Annotated in this window: 16 protein-coding genes and 1 pseudogene; 3 read left to right on the plus strand and 14 right to left on the minus strand. The window is 37.3% G+C overall.

Annotated elements, in window-relative coordinates; genetic code table 11:
• The 4 genes and pseudogenes from ACINWC743_RS04640 to ACINWC743_RS04655 all read right to left on the minus strand — a co-directional run.
• Positions 1-411 (minus strand): annotated as a pseudogene (locus ACINWC743_RS04640) (IS5-like element ISAbe13 family transposase); the annotation flags it as partial.
• Between the two features lie 205 nt (positions 412-616).
• The gene (locus ACINWC743_RS04645) at positions 617-2,008 is read right to left on the minus strand and encodes an amino acid permease (protein ID WP_009584577.1); all 1,392 of its coding nucleotides are present in this window, start codon (positions 2,006-2,008) and stop codon (positions 617-619) included.
• Between the two features lie 164 nt (positions 2,009-2,172).
• Positions 2,173-3,738, minus strand: coding sequence for a CoA-acylating methylmalonate-semialdehyde dehydrogenase (locus ACINWC743_RS04650; RefSeq protein WP_010590982.1), 1,566 nt, complete (start codon positions 3,736-3,738; stop codon positions 2,173-2,175).
• A 51-nt stretch (positions 3,739-3,789) separates the two neighbouring features.
• Positions 3,790-5,166 carry an aspartate aminotransferase family protein gene (locus tag ACINWC743_RS04655; RefSeq protein WP_009584561.1) on the minus strand — a complete coding sequence of 459 codons (1,377 nt, stop codon included), beginning with the start codon at positions 5,164-5,166 and terminating at the stop codon, positions 3,790-3,792.
• A gap of 102 nt (positions 5,167-5,268) precedes the next feature.
• On the opposite strand from ACINWC743_RS04655, the gene ACINWC743_RS04660 reads away from it, so the two are divergent.
• Positions 5,269-6,189: a LysR family transcriptional regulator gene (locus ACINWC743_RS04660; RefSeq protein ID WP_009584594.1), complete on the plus strand. Its 921-nt coding sequence runs from the start codon at positions 5,269-5,271 to the stop codon at positions 6,187-6,189.
• Between the two features lie 125 nt (positions 6,190-6,314).
• On the opposite strand, the gene ACINWC743_RS04665 is transcribed toward ACINWC743_RS04660, so the two are convergent.
• From ACINWC743_RS04665 to ACINWC743_RS04690, 6 genes are all read right to left on the minus strand, one after another.
• Positions 6,315-6,620, minus strand: coding sequence for a hypothetical protein (locus ACINWC743_RS04665; protein WP_004829019.1), 306 nt, complete (start codon positions 6,618-6,620; stop codon positions 6,315-6,317).
• A gap of 116 nt (positions 6,621-6,736) precedes the next feature.
• Positions 6,737-7,747, minus strand: a complete 1,011-nt coding sequence (locus ACINWC743_RS04670) for a fimbrial protein (protein ID WP_009584552.1) — start codon at positions 7,745-7,747, stop codon at positions 6,737-6,739.
• Positions 7,744-10,317, minus strand: a complete 2,574-nt coding sequence (locus ACINWC743_RS04675) for a fimbria/pilus outer membrane usher protein (protein ID WP_009584550.1) — start codon at positions 10,315-10,317, stop codon at positions 7,744-7,746. The genes ACINWC743_RS04670 and ACINWC743_RS04675 overlap by 4 nt, the downstream gene beginning before the upstream one ends.
• Before the next feature lie 138 nt (positions 10,318-10,455).
• Positions 10,456-11,187: a molecular chaperone gene (locus ACINWC743_RS04680; protein ID WP_004829024.1), complete on the minus strand. Its 732-nt coding sequence runs from the start codon at positions 11,185-11,187 to the stop codon at positions 10,456-10,458.
• Positions 11,188-11,265: 78 nt separating this feature from the next.
• On the minus strand, positions 11,266-11,805 hold the full coding sequence (locus tag ACINWC743_RS04685) for a fimbrial protein (RefSeq protein WP_009584595.1): 540 nt from the start codon (positions 11,803-11,805) through the stop codon (positions 11,266-11,268).
• Between the two features lie 633 nt (positions 11,806-12,438).
• Entirely contained in the window at positions 12,439-13,269 is an 831-nt protein-coding gene (locus tag ACINWC743_RS04690) for an alpha/beta fold hydrolase (RefSeq protein WP_009584556.1), read from the minus strand.
• A 419-nt stretch (positions 13,270-13,688) separates the two neighbouring features.
• Between ACINWC743_RS04690 and ACINWC743_RS04695 the strand changes: the two genes are divergently transcribed.
• Positions 13,689-14,594 carry an acetoacetate decarboxylase family protein gene (locus ACINWC743_RS04695; RefSeq protein ID WP_009584551.1) on the plus strand — a complete coding sequence of 302 codons (906 nt, stop codon included), beginning with the start codon at positions 13,689-13,691 and terminating at the stop codon, positions 14,592-14,594.
• A 124-nt stretch (positions 14,595-14,718) separates the two neighbouring features.
• Positions 14,719-16,077: an amino acid permease gene (locus ACINWC743_RS04700; protein ID WP_080972015.1), complete on the plus strand. Its 1,359-nt coding sequence runs from the start codon at positions 14,719-14,721 to the stop codon at positions 16,075-16,077.
• A gap of 510 nt (positions 16,078-16,587) precedes the next feature.
• Here ACINWC743_RS04700 and ACINWC743_RS04705 read toward each other — a convergent pair.
• The 4 genes from ACINWC743_RS04705 to gabT form a co-directional block, all read right to left on the minus strand.
• On the minus strand, positions 16,588-17,655 hold the full coding sequence (locus ACINWC743_RS04705) for a serine hydrolase domain-containing protein (protein WP_228129102.1): 1,068 nt from the start codon (positions 17,653-17,655) through the stop codon (positions 16,588-16,590).
• Between the two features lie 504 nt (positions 17,656-18,159).
• A complete protein-coding gene (locus tag ACINWC743_RS04710) occupies positions 18,160-19,839 on the minus strand; it encodes a M43 family zinc metalloprotease (RefSeq protein WP_009584563.1) in 1,680 nt (559 codons plus the stop codon).
• Between the two features lie 626 nt (positions 19,840-20,465).
• On the minus strand, positions 20,466-21,914 hold the full coding sequence (locus tag ACINWC743_RS04715) for an NAD-dependent succinate-semialdehyde dehydrogenase (RefSeq protein WP_009584593.1): 1,449 nt from the start codon (positions 21,912-21,914) through the stop codon (positions 20,466-20,468).
• A 15-nt stretch (positions 21,915-21,929) separates the two neighbouring features.
• Complete coding sequence (gene gabT, locus ACINWC743_RS04720; protein WP_009584554.1) at positions 21,930-23,192, minus strand: 4-aminobutyrate--2-oxoglutarate transaminase; 1,263 nt, start codon at positions 23,190-23,192, stop codon at positions 21,930-21,932.
• Positions 23,193-23,550 lie beyond the last annotated feature (358 nt).

The following is a 23,550-nucleotide window of genomic DNA, read 5'->3' on the forward strand; positions in this document are numbered from 1 at the left end:
CATCAGTAATAATGAAATCAATAGGATTCCCATTTGAATCTACACTAAATGTATTTTGGAGGAGTTTCCTCCAGCACTTTTAGAGATTGCCTGATCAGCGATACCCGCTGAATGTTGATGAGCGCGAATATGAGAACCATCGATGAACAGCCATTCCATATCTGTATTCAGCGATAATAATTTGAATATAGTGAGTAACTTACCACTACTTGACCAGCGATTAAAACGTTTAAAAATAGAGTTCGGTTGTCCAAAGCAAGTGGGGATATCACGCCAAGGGCACCCAGTTCTAATCCTATAAAGAATCGCTTCAATAAAATTTCTTAAATTTGAGTTGAGATGAATGGATAAATTACGCAAAATAGCTTTCAACTTTTGCCAGTGTTGATCTGTTAACATGGTACGAGGCATAGCGAATAGTAGAATTGGGTTTGGCGATTTAATTTTACTACTTCGCTATTTTTTAATCTAAAAGTGTCAACACGCCCTATTTTTTAAATAAAATTTATCCACTTTATCAGCCAACGAATAGAGGCTTCAAAGTGGATAAATTCTGACAGCTTGATCAACTCAATTTAGCAATGTTTGATCTTTTGACCAAACTGGAGCAAAGTCTCTAATCTACTTGTACGACTACTCTTTTGGTTGTTTTATTCTTACGGGTCACCAGTACACCACATATCACTACGATAGAAGTTACACCCAAGGACAAGGTTGTTTCATAACTGTACTGTGGTGATAAAAACATATAAGACAACACACTCATGATGATGGCAATTACAAACCAAGTCAGCCAAGGGAACATCCACATTTTAAAGCTAATCTGCGCACCCCTTTTTTCCAACTGATGTCGTGAACGCAATTGCGAAACAGCGATCACCAAGTAAACCACCAAAGCAATAGAGCCTGTAGTTGACAGTAAGAAGCCAAAAACCTGCCCTGGGAACATATAATTCACAGCACAACAAATCAAGCCAATAAAAGTCGAAGCAAATACAGCAATCGTCGGTACACCTGAACCATTAATTTGAGTAACCAGTCTTGGTGCTTCGTTGCGTGCTCCCAAAGCAAACAGCATTCGTGAAGAAGTATAAACCGCCGCATTCATACAGCTCGCAACCGCAATGAATACCACCATATCCATAATCAATTTAGTTTGAGGGACATTTAGGCTCACTAATACATACTGAAATGTACCTAACTTTTGTAAGTCGGGTGAACGCCAATCGACCAAAGCAACAGCAAGAAAGATTGAGACAACAAAAAATAAAATAATACGATAGAGCACTAAATTAGTCGCACGTTTAATTTTTTCCTTTGGATTTTTTGATTCGGCTGCTGCGATAGAGAGGATTTCAATACCAAAAAATGAAAATGCAGATATTAGGATCGCTGACAACACACCGCCCATGCCATGAGGCATAAATCCACCATTGGAAAATAAATTTCCCACACCACTTACATCTCGAGCCAAAGGCCAAAGTCCAAATACTGCTGTTGCACCAATCACAATAAACAACAAGATCGCAATCACTTTGATTAAAGCAAACCAGAACTCAAACTCGCCAAAACTTTTTGTGCTAAAGAAGTTGGCAAGACTCAGTAAAATAATAAATGCAAAAGCATAAATCGCACTGGAGACTTGTGGAAACCAAGCATGTAAAATTTCAGCACCTGCAATCGCTTCAATCGGGATCACCAAGACCCAAAACCACCAATATAACCATCCAACAGTAAAACCTGCCCAAGGACCAATCGCTTTACGTGCATAGGTAGAAAAAGAACCTGTATCTGGTTGAGCTACGGCCATTTCTCCAAGCATGCGCATCACTAAAAAAACGATCACACTGGTAATAATATAAGCAAGTACAGCAGCAGGACCCGCCTTTGCAATTGCAGCAGAAGAACCAACAAATAAACCTGCACCAATTACACCACCGATACTAATCATCGTGATATGTCGGTTGGAAAGTCCTTCACCTAGTTTTGTTGTTTTTGCACTATTCATATTTTATTCCTTAAAATAATCAGCAGCAGTTTCCATTTCAAATCTGAGCTTTGTCACAACGCTCTGAAAAATGGTCATGCTTTTATAAAACTGTGAATTACATTTTTAAATTCCTATTAAAAATAAAGAGAGAAAACCAAGGATTTTCTCTCTGGATCGCAACGCTAATTTAAAGTTGGCATTGCAAATTGTTTGCACTCACGGATTTGAGCTGAGGGCCAACGTTGGGTAATGGTCTTGCGACGCGTATAAAAACGCACACCATCTGGACCATAAGCATATAAGTCACCAAACAATGAACGCTTCCAACCACCAAAACTATGGTAGGCGACTGGTACAGGCAATGGTACATTTACGCCCACCATACCTACTTGAACATGGCTGGTAAAATAACGTGCGGCCTCTCCATCACGTGTATAGATACAAGTTCCATTTCCATACTCATGCTCATTAATCAATTGCATCGCCTCTTGCATGGTTGCTACGCGGATCACCTGTAAAACAGGACCAAAAATTTCCTGTTGATAGCTGACCATTTCTGATGAGACTTGATCAATCAAAGTAGGACCAACAAAAAAACCTGTTTCATAACCTAATGGCTTCGCATTGCGTCCATCCACAACAATTTTAGCACCTTGTTGTTCAGCACTTTGGATAAAAGCTTCTACTTTCTCTTTATGTGCTTGTGTAATGAGCGGTCCAAAGTCATTTTGCTCATCGGCATAGTGCCCATACTTTAACTGTTGCATTTCCAGTTTGAGTTTTTCGATCACAAGATCGGCAACCTCATCACCGATTGCCACGGCGACAGACAATGCCATACAACGCTCACCAGATGAGCCAAAAGCAGCACCCAACAATGAGTTGACTACATTATCAATATCCGCATCGGGCATGATAATGGCATGATTTTTTGCACCGCCTAATGCCTGACAACGTTTGCCTGTTGAGGTTGCTGTACGATAAATATATTCAGCGATCGGGGTAGAACCAACAAAACTCATGGCTTGTACTTTTGGATGATGGAGCAAAGCATCGACTGCTTCTTTATCACCATTGACCACATTGAACACACCATCTGGTAAACCCGCTTGTTTCAACAATTCAGCTAAATATAGGGCTGCGGAAGGAGTCTTTTCTGAGGGTTTCAGAATAAAGCAGTTGCCACAGACAATTGCCATTGGAAACATCCACAGTGGCACCATCGCAGGGAAATTGAATGGGGTAATTCCAGCAACCACACCTAAAGGTTGAAATTCGCTCCATGAATCAATATCTGGACCGACATTTTTTGAAAATTCACCTTTTAAAAATTCAGGTGCTCCACAAGCATATTCAACATTTTCAATGCCACGTTGCAATTCACCTTTGGCATCATGACAAATTTTGCCATGTTCCTGTCCAATTAATTCACAGAGTTTGTCCGCATTTTCTTCAAGTAATTGTTTAAACTTAAACATTACTCGCGCTCGCTTAATCACAGGTGTATCACGCCATTCCGGGAATGCTTGCTGCGCAAGCTCAACGACTTGATTGACCAGTGCAGTATCAGCAAGTGCTACCTGTTTGCTAACCTGACCTGTTGCTGGATGATACACAGCTTGTTTTCTGGTGGTCTTAGCAACCAGACCACCTTGAATAAAATGTCCAACGACATCAACCGTTTCGATTGTTTCTGTAAAACCTGTATCTGATGATGCTGGACTAAAATTTTCTAAATTATTCATCACTTTTCCTTGTCTACCGTCATTTTCCATGAGCTTTGATTTCATCTACAAAACTTATTTCACTTGGTATAAGGTATCTCCAACAGCATTCATTAATCGAGATAGCTGTGCTTCGGTACTGTTAAACATCGGTCCAAATTGAATGGTGTCACCACCAAAGCGAACATAAAAGCCTGCTTTCCACAACTTCATTCCTATTTCAAAGCCACGAATTGTCGCATCTCCATCACGAGGGGCTAATTGTAAGGCACCGATTAATCCACAGTTACGAATATCAAGAATATGAGGTGCACCTTTTAATTCATGAATCAGTTTTTCAAAACTTGGGGCTAAAAGTGCAGACTGAGAAATTAAATTTTCTTTTTCAAGTACATCCAAGGTTGCTAATGCTGCTGCACACGCGACTGGATGCGCTGAATAGGTATAGCCGTGGGTAAATTCAACCGCATGTTCAGGCAGATCTTGTTGCATAAAGGCATCATAGATTTCATGGCTCGCCACCACGCCACCTAAAGGAATTGCACCATTGGTAATTTGTTTAGCAAAGGTCAATATATCTGGGCTCACTCCAAAATATTCCGACGCAGTCCATTTTCCGATACGTCCAAAACCCGTAATGACTTCATCGAAAATAAGTAAAATATCGTGTTGATCACAGATTTCTCTTAAGCGTTGTAGATACCCTGTAGGTGGCACAATACAGCCTGCCGAGCCAGACACTGGTTCTACAATCACTGCTGCAATATTAGAAGCATCATGCAACTCAATCAGCTTGAGCAATTCATCCGCCAACGCCACGCCACCAGTTTCTGCACAGCCTTTGGTAAAGCTCAAATCGGATTGTAAAGTATGAGGCAAGTGATCAACATCCATCAATTGCCCAAACATTTTGCGGTTCCCGCCAATGCCACCTAAACTGGTACCTGCAACGTTTACCCCATGATAACCACGCGCTCGACCAATCAATTTGGTCTTACTTGGTTTTCCTTGAATTCGCCAATACGCGCGTGCCATTTTGATCGCGGTATCTGCGGATTCTGAACCTGAATCCGTAAAGAAAACATGTTGTAGTTTTTCAGGCATATGCTGAATAATTTTTTCAGCCAATTGAAAAGCCAGAGGATGACCAAACTGGAATGCCGGTGAATAATCCAATTTCGCCAGCTGTTGACTGACTGCCTGTTGAATTTCAGTTCTCGTATGCCCTGCACCACAGGTCCATAAACCTGACAATGAGTCATAAATTTCACGCCCATGGCTATCAATTAAATACGATCCTTGTGCCCCAACGATCATACGTGGATCTTGATGAAAATTACGATTTGCAGAAAACGGCATCCAGTAAGCTTGATAGTTCAAATTCATCTGCGTATTGGATTGACTTGCTTCCGCTACATAGTCACGGTCAGTTGATGTATCGATCTCAAACATAATCACTCTTCTTGTTTTAGGGTTATGTCTTGAGTGTACAAAGCGATATAGTTTTGATAAATTCAAATTATCTTGAGTTTAGATATAAAAAAGTAAAACTAAATGAAACCGAAAAAATTAAACCAAGTGACTGATTTTGATATAAAGTTGCTTAAAATTTTTAAAACAGTATGTGATTGCCACAGCTTTACTGCTGCCGAAAGTATCCTTGGCATTAGCCGATCTGCGATTAGTTTACATATGAGTGATCTTGAAAATCGTTTAGGTATTCGGCTTTGCCAACGGGGGCGAGCGGGCTTTGCACTTACCGATGAAGGGCGTGAGGTTTTACAATACATTGAAATGTTGACCGCCTCGATTGAAGACTTTCGTGCCAAAATCAATCAAATGCACAATCAATTGAAAGGTGAATTCAACATTGGGATCATTAATAATCTGGTCACCATGCAAAGTGCTTATATCACCAAATCTTTGGCGCAACTCGCTGAAGAAAATTCAGAAGTGGTGATCAATATCAGCATGAGTACATTGTCCGATATCGAATGTCGTGTTTTAGATAACCGTTTACATGCAGGTGCCATTCCCTTGGTCAGTCCACTGTCAGGATTGGATTACTTTCATTTATATCAAGAAAACTCATTTTTATATTGTGGGGAAAATCATCCTTTATTCAACCACACAGGTAAAATCACCCCAAAAGACCTCAAGCAATGGAATACAGTGCTTCCAAACTATGCCATCAGCCCAGAAGCAATGAAGTTACATCAGTTATTAAACTGTTCTGCTACTGCAAGTGATCGAGAAGGAATCGCTTTTCTTATACTGACTGGTAAATTTATTGGTTTTTTACCCGATCACTATGCGAGAAAATGGGTCGTAGATGGCTTTATGAAACCTATTATGCAAAATGTTATGCATTATAGTACACCTATATGTCTTATTACACATAAAGGCAAAAATGTTAATATTATTTTAAAAACTTTTATGGATATTTTAAAAAGAATAGTTCCACCGATTCAATAATGTTTACTTCAACAAATATATTAAAAAGCGCTTTAAATATAATCTAATTAAAAACTAAACCATATTTAAAGCCAAACATAATATAAATATTAAAATAAACGTGATGCAATTAACATAATTTCTATTTAATAATAATCCACAACCAATATTTTATGTAGATCACTTTCTAAATCTTCTATATTGAGGTGAACCATGCTATTGCCTTGCTTTTCAATCAAGCTGTTAAAGCTAAGGCTATCAACGTTTGCTTTGCTTTTAATCGCTTCAACAGTGCTATCAATCATTTTGCAATTTGAATTATTTGAATCTCTTTCACAGGTAAATTCTACTATATCCCCGTAAAACATGATCTCCTCAGCAGATGCATTTAAACTTAAAATCGATATACTAAATGTTATTAATAAAAAGGCTAATTTTTTAATTAACTCCATCTCAATCCCCTTTAAAGAAATGGTGTAGTTAATTAATTACATAACCTCATTATTAATACAAGATTATCCAGTGGATAAATAAAAAAATAATTGAAGTAAAATATGATTTACTTCAATTAATCATATTCAATTGTGACGGTTGCCATAGCTCGGACTTTTCCGGGGGTCACTTTGGTTGCTGTTTGATAGTAACGTGCAGTCATTGGAACATTGTATTGAATGTTGTCATTTGACTTTAAAGTACCCAATTCCAGCTTGTCATTTTTAGCAATTACACGATTGGCATTCTTATATTGAGACTGCAATTGTACGCCCACACCTGAAGCACTGGTTCCAGTAGCGTTAGTATTGGCAAGTACATTCTGCAGGCTACTACTCACCGCATCATAATCAAAACTTAGGCTAATTTTATTGGTTTCTTCATAACCTGTTGGATTTTTACCGCCATTACATAAAATGTTCAGGTCAAATGCTTGTTCGCCTTGGGTAGAACCGACACCTTTGAAATCAGCTTTATTCACGGTTGGAAGGTTTACCGTTTTATTGATATTCCCTAATATTTCACATGAAGACGAAGCAATGGTAATGGCATTGCCATAAACTGTACTGGTTAACCAAGGTGGGTTTGGGCGATCTGCTGAACGATAGCTACTATATGTACCCGGAACGAGTGCACCCGAGCCTGTAGAAGTTCCAGTTTTTACAATTTCAACAATAAAAAAACCTTCAGCCAAAACACGTCTACCCGTTGCAGTACGTCGGTAAGGATAATAATCAGCAAAACCTGGAGCTGACGGTGCTTCTCGATATAAACGGATACCAATACCATCAATATTGGTATTAAAAACAGAATTACCGATAGGGCTCAATGAATAATTTTGAGTATGAACTGCCTCAAGCGTACCAGAACTGCCACAACTATAGGTTGACCCATTCGGTTTGATTGGAAAAGACGCTTTTTTCAAAACTTTGCCAACAGCATCGCTTGGTCGAACAACCACACGTCCTACTGCCATGCTGACATCTACTGTTGAGAACCCTCGATCAGGTATACAAGCAGCATAAGCCCCTGAACTGACTGCTCCAGCTAAAAGCAAGAATACACTGTTTAAAACTTTATAGTTCATTGACACACACCTTCCGCCATGATCATGTTTTGCTTTTTGTCTGCTGCTTGCGCCGAAACATCATACTGAATGCGACATTGCTCATCGGCATTTTCGCCCCATTTAACCGTTACAGTATCTGCCGTGGTATTGGTTCTCAAGTAAACCATACTGCCCTGCGCAACCATACCGACATTTTCCCCTTTTGTATCATATACTTCTGCTGCAAAAGGTAGCGTGTCACCATTCTCTTTCATACTGTGAATATAAATTGCCTTACCCAGTTTAGTCACAAAACTGACTTGTGAAATTGAACCTGCATAAGGGGCGATACGTTGGCTGGTACCATCCAATTCAACATCCGCAGACATGCCTTCTGGGTCAAGTGTAATGTCATTTAAACGATAAGGTGTCACATATGGAATAACGGCATAACCTGATTTATTGATACTTAAACCGGTCGCATTATTGACTTTTGCACCCGCTGCTTCAGGAGCATAAACCAAGACCATGGTTTGACCTTGATCAGGTCCAAACAATACGCCTTGAGGATGTGCAACAATATTACCACGTGCTGTCAACATTGCTTGTTCATAACCATCAGCAACACTATAAGAACCACCTACAGTTGCATAGTTTGTACGATACTGTGCATTCAAGTTAGCACTTGGATTGTCGCCATAACGCGTCGATACAGACGTACCATAGTTAAAGCGATCACCAACCACACCACTCACACCCACTGTGGCATTATCTTGCGTCATGATTGAGTTTAAGTTGGCTGAGCTTTTCTTAAACGACAATGGCAATGATAATGTCAGCATATACTCAGTATCATTACTGGTTACTTTTGTGGCTTTATTTTCGATATTACGATTGATCGCTGACAAGCCATAAGTCAAACCACGGTAAGAATTGCTATAACCGACCTGATATTGACGTGTCGTTTCTTGACGATTCCAATAATCTACCCATGAACCTGTCACGTACATGTTTCCCCAGCCTTCTGGAAGTCCTTGATTTAACGTGATCTGAAATTCACTACGCTGTTTGCCAACATGCGTAGAACTAATGCCTTTCTTGTCTAAATCTTGAACTAAGATAGCATCACGTAACTTATAGAAGTTTTCAGTAGAGTATCTATAAGCCGCCAAAGTTAAATTGGTATCTGTAGGGGTAATCAACTTACTGTAGCTGATTCGGAAACTTTGCCCACTTTCACTTTTACGGCGCTCAAAATCAGCTTGAGAGTGTGTCACATCGAGTGCGACTGCACCAATCGGTGTAGCAAATGCACTTCCTAGTGTCACAGCTGAATAATCTTCAGAGAACTGTACACCACCATACGCTGTAATTGAGTTGTTGACTCCGCGTTGATATTTACCCTGTACGATAAATGGATCAAGGTCGATATCTTTATCACGGAATTGCCCCATTGAAACAGAATAACGGCTCATTCCCGGACGTAGCATTTGTACAACAGATGCATAAGGAATCGAATAACGCTGAACTTCACCATTGGCTTCTAAAATAGAAACCTCTAGCTCACCACCAAAACCTGTAGGATAGAGGTCATTAATCTCAAAACTACCCGGCGCTACCGTCGTTTGATAAATAAGTTGACCTTGTTGACGTACTTCGACTTTTGCATTGGTTTTTGCATTGCCGCGAATACGTGGTGCATAACCAATCATGCTGTTTGGAAGCATACGGTCATCACTGGAGAAATCGACACCACGATAGCCGTATGAATCAAAGATTTCACCATCAGTGAAGCTTTCACCTAAGGTCAATACACCTCTGTATTGAGGAAACGCACGTTGAACATAAGTGCTGATCGCGTCATAACTTGATTTAGAAGTATGATCAACCGTTGTTCGATCTTGCCACTGCCATTGACCATTGTGACGAAATTGCCAACCCGCTAAATTTGCCCCAGCAGTTACTGAAGTAAAGGCATTGGTGGTTTCTTCACCACCCTGCAATTTATTAAAAGTTTTGTAGGCACTGGCATTATAAGAAAGAAATGCAGCATTAATGCCACGATCCCAAACACTTGGGTCAACATAGCCTTGTGCATTTTTTTGCATAGCCACTTGTGGAATAGAGATGTCAACACGTAAACGTGAGGTATCAAATTCATAAAACGAATCTTCTACCCACTGTTCAATTTTCTGACATCCAGTTGGATAAGTGCTTTCGCCTTTTTTTAATACTTCTGCTTTAACGCCATATTCTAAAAGTTGGCTTGAGTTAAAGCAGGTATAGGCATTTTGATTATTTTCAGTGGCTTTAAACACCATACGGTGTTTGCCAAACCAATTTCCATTGACATAAATATCGACATTGTAATCGCCAGATAAAACAGGATTACCATATTTAAAACGATTTACATCAATCTTTTTAGCGTCGCCAATTAAAAAAGCCGAATCAAATTCTGCTTCTGCAGCAGTCGGAGACTGTTCTGTCCCGTCTAAGTCAGTTTCAGTTGCATTAACTAGAGCTGGAATGCTAAGTGTAATCACGCCACAAGCCACATAATAACGAATATGTCGCTTGATCCACTTATAGCTTTGTTCATTTTTTTGCATAAAGAAGTCTGCCTATTGACAAATGAATAGGTTTTTAATTCGCTTACTCTCAGTTAAATGGAATGATTAAAGGTGTTTCATCATTATTCAAAGGTGCTTTAAATGACGCATCACAGTGAAATTTAAAGCCTTGCCAATTTAAGGCAATTTAATATTGCGCTCTACACGACCACCATAATCATTGATTGTGGTGAAAGTCATTTTTGCGACATTCGAACCTTTTAAGTTCACAGTTCCATCAGAAAACGGTTTCAACATTAAACCTTCAGCAAGTAAATCAACGCGTTTACCTGACTGATCTTGCATAATCGAAGTCAAGGTAATATAAAATGGCGTCGGGTTTTTAATTGCCAACTGTGTTCCATTACTGCTCCATTGCAACTTTTCAGGTGCTAAAGCAGCATCTTCTTTAATTCCGCTCGGACGATAGAAAAACTTAATACGTGAACGAATCGCGAGTTGTAAAAAGTTCTCTGGCACAACATTTTGATCTTTGGCGGAAGGCTTCGGTGGAATATCCAAAATATTCAACCAAAACAACGTTTCTTGAGTTTTACTTAATTCATTTGCTTTAGGCATACTGCTAATACGTAAAGACTGTCCTTTTTTTGCTTCCACCCGTGAAATCGGTGGTGCAATCATAAAAGGTGCTTTTGATTGATCAGGTGTAGATTTAGCATCCCCCTCATCAATCCATGCTTGAACCAATGCAGGATTATTTCCGTTATTACTCACTTGTAAGGTAATTTCACGTGAATCAGATGGATAAATCACACGAGTACCATGAATAATGATTTCAGCATTTGCTGCACCAAACGGAATTAAAAGTGCCAGTAAACCTTTTTTAAAAAAGGAATGATTCAAGAACATAACGATTATCTCTACCTAAAATAAAGTAAAAGAGCTAAGTGGGCTGACCCACTTTAGCTCTGCACAATTCAATAAAAATTATTGATAGATAATAGTATATTGAACTGAAGTTGTAACTTTACCAGCAGCAGAAGCGTCAGTTGCATAGTATTCAGCATAGTAGTTAAGATCAGCTGAACCTTTATCAGCAACGTCTACCCATTGAGAGTTCGTTTGCGCACCAGAAGCACCAGCAGCAAGTACTGGAATGAATTGGTTGTTAGAACCTAAAAGTTGAACTTGAACGTTTTTAGCACCGTTCGCAGTAGCATTTTGGTTGTTTAAACGACCAGTACCGAAGTCAACAGTTGAACCTGGTTCGAAGTAAGTTGCAACTTTACCTTCTGAACAGTTTGCTAAGTTGATTGTGAAAGGAGTACGACCAGCAACATCACCTGTTTTAGCAAGTGTTTGCTTAGATACAGTTGGAAGGCTTACTGTAAAGTCTTTACCTTGTGGTGTAACGATGTCACAAGTTTTATCAGTAACTAAACCGTTAATTGTAATTGTACCATCTGCTGCAAAAGCACTAGAAACCCCTAAAACTGCAACTGATGCCGCTAAAAAAATCTTTTTCATACCAAGTGTCCTATACAAACAAAAATGATTAGTGTTGGTCGATGTGTATTATGCACACTCAGACAAAAATGTAAACAATGTCACACTTTTTAAAGAAAGAGATACGATTCCTAGCAAAACTATCAATTTTTGAGATCAATTATTTATTTATATTTTTTAATATCTTAAATAATCATTAAATTGATTTTTCAGTTTTAATTAAATTATTATTTTTTTGTAACTGAGCTGTAAACAAGCATAATTCAAGTGATTTTGACTTTAGATTGAAGTTTTAATAAACAAGTTAAAAAGCTCAATGAATTGAATAGATTACTTATTAATGTATAAAAATCATGCTATTTCTTAGCAAATAACTGAATGCCCCAATATGAACAAAAAATAAACAAAGCATACATTAATACTTCCTTTTTATTGTATTACGAGCCGCAAAATTTAGATCAAATATTGTGTGTTTTTATCAATGAAATTTAATATATTAAATAATACACTTAAAAATCAGACTAAAAATTAAATTAAAAATAATTTCAAATACTTAAATTAAATTTTAGATGAGATTATTCTTCTCCTTACTACATCAACCGAGCAAAAAAATAGAGACATCACTGCCTCTATTTTAAATTCATGTCGATTTGATTAAGCACGAATAAATGCTAAAAGATCTGGATTGATCACATCAGCATTAATGGTCAACATGCCATGTGAGTAACCTTCATAGGTTTTTAATGTACCATTTTGAACAAGTTTCGCAGAAAGAACACCTGAGTTTTCATAGGGTACGATCTGATCATCATCGCCATGCATGACCAAAACTGGCACTGAAATTTTTTTAAGGTCTTCCGTAAAGTCAGTTTGGGAAAAAGCCACGATGCCATCATAGTGTGCTTTTGCACCTCCCATCATACCTTGACGCCACCAATTTAAAATCACAGGCTCTAACCTTTTGCTATTTGGACGATTAAATCCGTAGAAAGGACCGGCTGGTAAATCGTAATAAAACTGCGCACGGTTTTTAAATAACTGACTTTGTAAATCATCAAAAACTTCTTTAGCTAAACCGTTTGGATTATTTTCTGTTTTTAACATTAATGGTGGTACTGCACTGACCAAGACGGCTTTAGCAACATTCTCCTCTCCATGTCGTGCTATGTAATGTACAACTTCACCCCCGCCAGTAGAATGTCCAATATGTACAGCATTCTTTATTCGCAAATGCTTAACCACTTCTGCGACATCATCCGCATAATGATCCATATCATGCCCATCCCAAACCTGACTTGATCGCCCATGTCCTCGACGGTCATGGGCAACGACTCGGAAGCCTTCATTTAAAAAGAACAATAATTGTGCATCCCAATCATCCGAGCTAAGCGGCCATCCGTGATGAAAAAACAAAACTTGTGCATCTTTCGGTCCCCAATCTTTATAGAAAATTTCCACACCATCTTTTGTTGTAACATATGCCATGCTTATTTCTCCCGTTTGAGATTTACATTTCAATTGTTGATCTATGTTTTAATCAATGCGTACAAATCCCATTCCTATTGGAAATGAATTGTTGGATTAAATTTCAATACTAAGATTAAAGTAAACTTGATGGTCAACACTTTTAGTTATCGCCTGATAGCAAAAATGTAAATCAAAAAATCAGTTGAAAATAACGGTTTTATGTTTGAGCCTTGATCGCTATCAATTTATTTTTAAATTCCAGTTTTTAAAAAAGGTCTTCACTTTACAATCTTGCAACATGCTTCCCAAGCATATTTATTTGTTATATTTTTCGACTTGACCTTAAAGTCCACTTCAAACTTATAGTGATTACATCAAGCTCTAAGCCACTCAATCCATATGGTTTAGTCCTGCTTCCCATGTAAAGGTTAACTAAAATGAATACTGATAAGCAGTTTACTGAAGTTGAATTTGGACAATATAAGGTCAAAGTCCCATCAGGTGGATATTATGATCGCTTTAGGATGAATCCCGATTTGGATCAAGTCGCTCAAGACGCTACTGTTGGAAATATCGATTTTTTTCGAAAAATTCCTAAGAAGCAAATAGCATCAAGAGTCGGACTGGTTTGGGCGCCGAATTTCTATTATAAGAGTTCTAATGTTCAACTTTTAATGTTGGCACCCATTCGACAACTTAGAAATAAACTTCCACAACCATTAGAGCCACTGCAAGCACTCCCTGGTTATGGCTTAGTGGCACTGACATTTTTCCATTATGATGTTTGTGATAATGACCCATATAACGAAGTTTCAGTCGCAATTGTTGTACGCCAACCACAAGCAAAAGGTTCACATGCCTTAGAATTATTCCGTTCCATGCGTCAACGTCATTTCTATGCTCATGTTGTCGCGCTCCCTGTAGATACTGAAATTGCACGTATCAGAGGAGTACATGGCTATCAACTTCCTAAATGGCTGACTGAAATTCATGTCAATATCAATACATCGACAATCCATGCATATCTCACAGATACTATAGGTCAACCAGATCTTAGTTTAACGACAACAACACCGAAATTAAAGAAACTAAAACCAGAATCTCGAATCAGTAAAACAACGATGTTGCATCAAGTTGATCATCAATGGCAGCAAACTCAGGTTTTGACCAACACACTTTCATTCACTCAAAAACTCTTGCCAAAACATGTTAAATTGATTCGTCATGGTGGACCACTAAGTCAGTTATTAAATGAATTAGATGCATCCACCATCTTACGCTTAGATGTTGTTGAGGATGCACAAGTGGTGCTGCATTTGCCAACTCAAGTCAATTTGAAATGAGTTTTTTGCAATGTAAATATAATTTAATTTTCACCCAAAATATCCATGCACTGAGCGTATTTTCGAACTAGGCGGCTGATCATCTATCTATTACAATACCGGTTTTTAGTCAGCGCATTGTATTTTGAATCACTCTTCCCCCCAATTAAAACGTGGACTTAAAAATCGTCATATCCAATTGATCGCTATGGGTGGCGCTGTGGGTACTGGACTATTTTTAGGTTCTGCACAAGTCATCCAATCTGCTGGACCTTCGATTATTTTGGGCTATGCCATCGTGGGTTTGATTGCATTTTTAATTATGCGTCAAATGGGGGAAATGATTGTAGAAGAGCCAGTGGCTGGTTCTTTTAGTTATTTTTCACAGAAATATTGGGGAAGATTTCCAGGCTTTTTATCTGGCTGGAATTATTGGGTCGTCTATATTTTAGTCGCGATGACTGAACTCACCGCAATCGCCAAATACATCCATTATTGGTGGCCACATATACCTGCATGGGTATCCACTTTATTTTTCTTTATCGTGGTTACAGGCTTTAATTTAGGCAATGTTAAGTTTTATGGTGAATCTGAATTTTGGTTAGCCATTATCAAAGTGACTGCCGTCATTTCAATGATTGTGTTTGGACTATACTTATTACTTACAGCAGGCGCAGATTCAACAGCAAGTTTTAGTAACCTATGGCAGCACGGCAGGTTTTTCCCGCATGGATTTTCAGGGTTATTTTATATGCTTGCCTTTTTAATGTTTGCTTTTGGTGGTATTGAATTGATTGGTATGACTGCTGCTGAAGCAGAAAATCCTGAGAAAAGTATTCCTAAAGCCATCAATCAAGTCATTTTTAGAATCCTAATCTTCTATATCGCTTCTCTTGCCATCATCATGTCTTTGATACCATGGAATCAACTTGATTTGGGTGGTTTGGACAAAAGTCCATTTGTGATGATTTTTAGTCAGCTTGGTATTGAATGGGCAGCTCATCTGCTCAATTTTATTATTTTGACCGCAGCACTTTCTGTTTATAACAGTGGTATGTACGCCAATAGCCGTATGCTCCACGGACTTGCTATTCAAGGTAATGCACCTATGATTTTTGCCAAAGTAACGCAACAAGGCGTACCTGTGCCTGCGGTGGTATTCTCCTCAGTTCTTATTTTTGGTTGCGTTTTGCTGAATTATTTTATACCTGAACAAGCATTGAGCCATCTTATGTATATGGCTGTTGCTGCGTTGGTTTTAAATTGGGCAATTATCAGTTTTACCCATTTAAAGTTTAAAAAAATAGCTCAGATAGAAGGTACTCAGACTAAATTCCCTGCGTTATTTTCGCCTTTCAGTAATTATCTCGTCTTGACTTTTATCGTGATGATTTTATATATCATGTGGACACAAGGCTTTAAAGAGTCCGTCATTTTAATTCCAATTTGGATTTGCTTGATGTTTGGATTATTTAAAGTCATGACTTGGAACAAATCACACTAATTTAAACAAGGCTTAGTTGGAAAAATAAGCCTTGTTTATGATTAATATAGGTTTCGCTTTAAGATTGCACAATTAAGCGTTCATCTAAGAAAGATTTTTATCACCTGTTTTTTATGACACTTCGCTATTTTTATTATTCAATTATAGCGTTAAATATAGTCAATCTGTTGAAAAATTAATACAGTAGAATATCATTTCTCTTGATCATAAAATTAAAGCGATCAATATATTGTTTGATGATATAAAGCTTGCACTGCCACGCTTTAGCTCTAAAGTTTAAATTGTTTTGCGTAGGCGATACTTTACTTTTCAGAGATGAAAAGTAACAAAAATCTTCCGTTGAGCGAGGGGTACATCCTAATACCCCCGCTCAACATGGCGACATCCATGTCGCCTCGTGATAGCAAGACTGTTTATGATTCATAAGTACAAAATAAATGAATCATCCAAATCACTTGTATGAATAATCAGGCGGTTTGACTATATGTGACTCAAACTCTGATTACAATGCTAAAAGCATATACGCACTGAATTACATAAAATATTAACGATATCACTTTTAAGCATCGTGAATTCAAATACCTTATGCTGATCTGGCAAAATCATATCTGTAATTGGTTGGGCTAAATATAAGCCATTTTCACTATTGGTCAAAAATACAAACCCATCACCCGTTTGTACAGAAGCAAAAACAAAAGATCGATAGCCGGGATTATTTCCCCAATGCCATATATAAGTGTTTTTCTGGTTTTTTTCGACACCCCATCCTAAGCCCCAACTTAGATTAAGTTTAGGCTCGACCATTACAGTTGATTGAGTGATTGCTTGAAGCAATTTGGCATCATTTAATACTGCTTCTAAAAATTTTCCATAATCTTCTGCTGTGGTATATAGAGAAAATGCAGAAACAGGCTCAGTAAGTTTTATAATGTTTCGTGGCTGAGCATTAGACTTAGTTCCGATAAGAAGCTTTTTCTCAATGTCTGTATTCCAAACAAAACTGCTATGTACCATACCAAGCCTGTTAAATACTTTATCTTTCATGACTTGATCTAATGGCATACCAGTCACATTTTCAACAGCGCGCTGTAACAGTATAAAGCCTTCCCCTGAGTACATCCATTTTTCGCCAGGTGTTGCATTAAACTTTAAGGGTCCTGATACCCAATTCGGTAAACCAGAAGTATGATTTAATACCATCCAGGCAGTGATCATTTGAAGGCGAGGATCAGTGACCAGATCATAAGGTTGTTTTTTCAAAGGGTCATGTTGATGCCGATAGCCTTGGGCTAAATATTTGGTTAATGGCGCATCAAGTTCCAATTTACCTTCGTCAACCAATTTCATAACGACATAAGCAAAAACAGGTTTACTGAGTGAAGCTGCTTGAAAAATACTTTCGGTATCTTGTTTAGACGGTTTGGCACATCCGTTGGCAGAATCCAATGCAACAATTTTCTTATTCTTTATTACAGCAATCGCGAGATTACATACATTATTTTTCTTCGAAATTAATGTTAAACTTTCATGAAAGTTTATAGGCTCAGATTTATTTTTTGGCGTATACACACATCCCATTAGAAGAATTGATGGCATTAATATGAAAAATAAAAGCTTAAATTTTCTTGTTAAAAATACAATATATTTTAAAAAATAAATCAAAATCCACATAAGATATAACAACTCAATTTTTTAAAAACTCAAAAATAACAGTTAAATAATAATTAAGCTATTAGTTTTCCACCCAAAGACAATCCTTGCACCAATACAGTCTGAAATATAAAAAGCAAACCTTAATCAACCTAATTGAAAATATAAAACCTCAACCCAATATACTAAAGCATTAAACGATAATTAGACTTCTTTAAAAATTTCTTTTTCAAAAATATATATCAACATAAAAATCTCCTCATCCTAGCCTTCTCCATAAGGAATAAGCAACTTTCAATATCCATATGAGTCCTTCAAAATAAAGATTCTTTAGTTATGAAGGAGACCTACTAGAAATATGATTGGAATAAATCAAACTAATTTAAAACAGGCTTATGAGGAAAAATAAGCCTGTTTGTGTTTCTTTACAATTCAATAATTAGCCTCTTTTCCGACCCAAATCCATAATATACCTGTAATACGTTGATTTAGACGAATATTATCAATTTGATATTTAGATAATATATTTACTCTATTTTTAAACTTAGATATAGCATTACTTGTAGTATAGTCATAATCCATTAAATTATCTGTATACCCCTGATACGATTCAAATAATTCCCCATATTCAAAAATATGCGTTAATCCTAATGCATGACCAAGCTCATGGGCATACGTTTCCAAAAAGCCTTGTTCAACACCATCTTTAAAGAAAACAATAGCATTATCAAATTCATCTTGACTAGAAAGTTCTCCTTTAAAATAGTTTAGACTTGGATAAGCTTTAAAACTTGCACTTCCTGAGATTCCACCCCAGTTATCGTTTCGATTTTCAGGTGGTACAGCTCTCATACGAATCGGTGTGAAAAAAATAAATGTTCTTCTTTCTAAATCACTATATGGCGATCGTAATTCTACCCACATTTTACGCCAATAGAGTTCTTTTAACTCTCTAATAAATTCTGTATAAATAGCCTCAGTTAGATTAAACTTTTTCTTTCTTTTTAAATTATTTTCCTTAATTTCATTTTCACCAGTTATATTTTCCAAATATTTGATGCCATATTTACTCTTTATCTCATCTTCCCACCATTTTTTTACAAAACTTCGGACTTCTGGGTCTGTTTTTGACAATAAATCTAAATCAAAAAGCTCTCTTTTCACAACCTTAAATACCATCAGAGATTGATTAAAATATCTGTTTTTAAGTTCCCACTCATAGTTTTTGGGTTTTTCTAAAATTTCTCCTTTAACTTTAACATCAACTTCAACCATACTAATGACGCTGATCGCAGAATTTTGACCAATATATATCACCCCAACCTCTTTATCCGGACATCCATTTCGTGATGCGATAACTTTAATGTATTCATTCTTTTTTAATACTGCACCCGAACAACGAATTGTAATTGCATTATTTTTTTTATAACTATATCTATTGGTTTCTACAATTTTTTTAACAGTTTCACCATTAACTGTTGTTATGTCTTCACGAGCATCTAGTTTTTTAAATTCTCGTTTTGTGTTGATAAAGCTACTTAAAGGTTCACATAAGGGTTTATATTCAATACTATTTTCATTTTCAAATACTGTCTGAGCATTTTGATTATTATTAAATGTTGATAGTGTGATGAACTTACTCGAAGCCTGAAACTTTAGAATAGTTCCATTATCTGTCAGAGGTTCTTTTTCATCAATCAGTCCTGGGTCATTTTTGTCAGTAAATTGCTGATGAATTTCTATATCTAAACATACACCATCTTTATTTATTTCCTCACTGCCATATATTCCTTTATAATTTGAAGCAAAAAAATAAAGCCAAGATGGGAAATATGAAAAATTATCTTTAAGATGATAAGTACTATCCGTATTACTATACATAACTTGATAAAGTGAACTGTAGTTGGGAACGATTAGAACCGTATCTTTTTTCCCTTCAATATTAAGCAAAGGATAGATATATTCATCACGCACCCAATCAAACCCAAACTCTCCATGATATCGATCAGAAGGTCGACCAATTTCATATGGACGTCTAAAATGGACAGTAAAATTTCTTACACAATCTGCGCTTAAAGTCCCTAATTTAGGGCTAGATTCAATTTTACTCATGAATTAATCCTTAATTTTTGAATTTTGATGAGTGTTTTTAAATTTTATTGTTGTGATTCTAAATTAAGATACCGTAAGTGGTAGTTAATAAAAATATTTATAATCTCAACCCTTTAGAAATAAAATTCTAATTTTCATATCAAATAATATTAACTGAATAGTGCATAAGCATGATCAATTAGATATATATCACATGAAAGATGCTATTCTTTCATAATCACTGATCATTTTTCTAGACCTATTAAGCTTTAGTGTATTGCAAAAATGTAATTAAGAAATAAGTGCTATTGGCTTGATCTCTTTTAAAAATCAAACCAAATTGAATTCAATTTTTAAAGAACAAAAATGACTGATAAAAAGATGGACACTTACTTTCGTCTCATTGCTACAGCTGAACAAGAGTTGATTGCAAACAATGGTCATATGAAAATTAGTGTGATTTGTTCTTTATCGTGATGATTTTATATATGATGTGGACACAAAGCTTTATAGAGTCCATGATTTCAATTTGTATTTGCTTTAAGTTGGGATTATTCCAAGTCATGACTTGGAATAAATCGAAACCCATGTAATTGGTTCAACATAATCATTTTTGATTTATGAAAGAGGTCTACTATAAAAATTGCTTATACCGATAAATCTACACAGAGATATTTCATTTCGAGGTATTCATCAATCCCAAACTGAGAACCTTCACGTCCCAAACCTGATTGCTTAATCCCACCAAATGGTGCAACTTCATTTGAAATAAGACCGGTATTTATCCCGACCATACCGTACTCAAGTGCTTCACCCACACGCCATTGACGTGCAGTATTCTGCGTAAATAAGTAACTTGCTAATCCAAACTCAGTATCATTCGCCATCGCCACAGCTTGTTCTTCATGACTAAAGCGGAACAATGGCGCTAAAGGACCAAAGGTTTCCTCCTTTGCTACATCCATATCCTGAGTCACTTCAGTCAAAACAGTAGGTTCAAAAAAAGTTCCACCTATAACTGAACGTTGCCCACCCACTTTTATCTTGGCACCTTTACTGACTGCATCCTGAATATGAGATTGCACCTTAGCAACAGCTTTGTCATCAATCAATGGACCTTGGGTTGAACCCTCAAGGCGACCATCACCAACTTTTAACTTTGCGACAGCTTCAGTTAATTTTTCAGCCAATTGATCGTATATCCCATCTTGTACATAAATACGATTTGCGCACACACAAGTTTGACCACTATTACGGAATTTGCTCTGCATAATACCTTGAACAGCTTGTTCAAGATTTGCATCATCAAAAACCAGAACTGGGGCGTTGCCGCCTAATTCAAGGGACAGTTTTTTAATTGTTGGTGCGCATTGTTGCATTAAAATACGCCCCACTTGTGTCGAACCTGTAAAACTGAGTTTTTTTACAGTGGCACTTTCACACAGCATTTTACCAACTTCAATCGCATCACCACTGATATGAAGTAATACATCTTGTGGTAAACCTGCCTGAACTGCTAAAACTTCCAAAGCATAGGCAGTTAAAGGCGTTTGCTCAGCAGGCTTCACGATCATAGAGCAACCTGCGGCTAAAGCAGGAGCTACTTTTCGTGTAATCATTGCTGCTGGAAAATTCCAAGGAGTTATTGCTGCAGTCACTCCAATAGCCTGTTTAATAACCAATAAACGTTGATGTGATTGCGTTGGTGTAAGCACATTACCGTCAATACGGCGCGCTTGCTCTGCAAACCATCGAATAAACGATGCTGCATAAGCAATTTCACCTCGTGCCTCTGCCAAAGATTTGCCTTGTTCAGCAGTTAAGATCTGCGCTAAATGCTCTTGATTATCTATGATTAATTTATACCAATTCCAAAGTATATCCGCGCGCTGTAATGCTGTTTGAGCTTTCCAAGTCGTTTGTGCTGTTTGTGAACGCTTAATAACGTCCTCTACAGCCTCACGATTGTAAGCTTTTACCCATGCTAATGATTGATGTGTTGCAGCATCTTTGACTTCGATATAACAGCCATCTTTAGGCATTTCGAAACAAACGTCTGAATGCTGTAATAAATATCTTAAGTGATTTTGAAGCATTTCAAGTCCTTTTGCTTATGATGCAATTAAGTTTGCAAATCCTTGTTTTAAAATACTCAATGCTTGGCTAAATTGTGTAGCAGGAATCGTTAATGGATATAAGAAACGAATCGCATTACCATGACGACCACAAGTCAAAATCAATAAACCATTTTCCATTGCATAACTTTGTATGATTTTGGCTTGTTCAGCTGTCTCTAATTCAACTGCAATCATGGATCCAAGTGCACGAATATCTGTAATCATATGTGTTGTCGCTTTAATCGTATTTAGAAGTGCAACTAACTCTGCCCCTAATACATTTGCACGATTACACAAGTCTTCACTTTCAATCACATCTAGAACAGCAAGTGCTGCAGCGACACCTATTGGGCTTCCAGCATAAGTCCCACCTAGCCCCCCAGGATTTGGAGCGTCCATGACATCCGCTCGCCCTACAACACCAGAAATTGGAAAACCACCACCCAGACTTTTTGCCATGGTGATTAAATCTGCTTTCGTTTCATAGTGGTTCATCGCAAATAATTTACCTGTACGCGCAAAACCAGACTGCACTTCATCAGCGATCAGTAAAATACCGTGTAGGTCACACAAGGAACGTAAACGCTTTAAAAATTCAGCAGGCACTACGTTAAAACCGCCTTCACCTTGTACAGGCTCAAGTACGATCGCTGCAACATCATGTGCAGCAATATCCTCTGCAAAAATATCTTCAATGCTTCGAATCGCATCATCTACCGTTATACCTTTCAACTCGGATGGATAACGTGCATGAAACACGCCTCCAGGCATTAAACCAAAGTCACTTTTATAAGGCGCGGTCTTACCTGTCATTGCCATGGTCATAAATGAACGACCATGAAAAGCATTGCTAAAAGTAATAATGCCATGACGCTGAGTGAATGAACGGGCGATTTTTATTGCATTCTCTACAGCTTCTGCCCCTGTTGAAAAGAATGCACATTTTGCCTTGCCATTAATTGGTGCACGTTCATTGATATGCTCAGCAAGAGAGACATAACTTTCATAAGGTACAACTTGATATGCGGTATGGGTGAATTTTGATAGTTGTTCAGTAACAGCACTAATAACTTTGGGATGGCGATGCCCTGTATTTAATACACCGATTCCTCCAGCGAAATCAATAAATTGATTACCCTCCATATCCCAGATTGTCGCATTTTCAGCTTTTTCAGCATACCATTGACACATCACACCAACACCTCGAGGTGTTGCTTGTTGTTTACGTGTATTTATTGAAATGTGCTTACTACTCATGTCATACCTCATTATTTTTCATTCATAAATGGTAAATCTTAGTATCTCGATCATATGGTTGATGAGATGCAGGTCATTGATCCAATTTTGCACTTTTAGCAATAAGAGACGAGAGCCACTTTGGGTGAGTTAAAGAGAACCAATTTATAATTTTTCAGAGATGTATAAAGTTTTAAAGTTAATCAATTGGGAAGCTCTGAACAAAAAAGTATCTGTTTATAGATGTTTTTTTGTTGAGCTATTATGAATTAAGATACGTATGAACAGTGAGGCATTTAGATATTGAAAGCGCCTTCTCCCTAAAGGATTTAGGCAGAAGGATTATTTTTGTTGGCTTATATTAAAAATAAGTTTATAA

The organism is Acinetobacter sp. WC-743, assembly GCF_000335555.1.
GTDB classification, from domain to species: Bacteria; Pseudomonadota; Gammaproteobacteria; order Pseudomonadales; family Moraxellaceae; genus Acinetobacter; species Acinetobacter bereziniae.

Excerpts from the sequence above, each read along its gene's own strand:
- ACINWC743_RS04715 (WP_009584593.1), bottom strand. The coding sequence starts at position 21,914 with ATGCTTCAAAATCACTTAAGATATTTATTACAGCATTCAGACGTTTGT.
- ACINWC743_RS04655 (WP_009584561.1), bottom strand. The coding sequence starts at position 5,166 with ATGTTTGAGATCGATACATCAACTGACCGTGACTATGTAGCGGAAGCA.
- ACINWC743_RS04680 (WP_004829024.1), bottom strand. The coding sequence starts at position 11,187 with ATGTTCTTGAATCATTCCTTTTTTAAAAAAGGTTTACTGGCACTTTTA.
- ACINWC743_RS04645 (WP_009584577.1), bottom strand. The coding sequence starts at position 2,008 with ATGAATAGTGCAAAAACAACAAAACTAGGTGAAGGACTTTCCAACCGA.
- gabT (WP_009584554.1), bottom strand. The coding sequence starts at position 23,192 with ATGAGTAGTAAGCACATTTCAATAAATACACGTAAACAACAAGCAACA.
- ACINWC743_RS04665 (WP_004829019.1), bottom strand. The coding sequence starts at position 6,620 with ATGGAGTTAATTAAAAAATTAGCCTTTTTATTAATAACATTTAGTATA.
- ACINWC743_RS04695 (WP_009584551.1), top strand. The coding sequence starts at position 13,689 with ATGAATACTGATAAGCAGTTTACTGAAGTTGAATTTGGACAATATAAG.
- ACINWC743_RS04710 (WP_009584563.1), bottom strand. The coding sequence starts at position 19,839 with ATGAGTAAAATTGAATCTAGCCCTAAATTAGGGACTTTAAGCGCAGAT.
- ACINWC743_RS04670 (WP_009584552.1), bottom strand. The coding sequence starts at position 7,747 with ATGAACTATAAAGTTTTAAACAGTGTATTCTTGCTTTTAGCTGGAGCA.
- ACINWC743_RS04705 (WP_228129102.1), bottom strand. The coding sequence starts at position 17,655 with ATGGGATGTGTGTATACGCCAAAAAATAAATCTGAGCCTATAAACTTT.
- ACINWC743_RS04675 (WP_009584550.1), bottom strand. The coding sequence starts at position 10,317 with ATGCAAAAAAATGAACAAAGCTATAAGTGGATCAAGCGACATATTCGT.
- ACINWC743_RS04660 (WP_009584594.1), top strand. The coding sequence starts at position 5,269 with ATGAAACCGAAAAAATTAAACCAAGTGACTGATTTTGATATAAAGTTG.
- ACINWC743_RS04685 (WP_009584595.1), bottom strand. The coding sequence starts at position 11,805 with ATGAAAAAGATTTTTTTAGCGGCATCAGTTGCAGTTTTAGGGGTTTCT.
- ACINWC743_RS04690 (WP_009584556.1), bottom strand. The coding sequence starts at position 13,269 with ATGGCATATGTTACAACAAAAGATGGTGTGGAAATTTTCTATAAAGAT.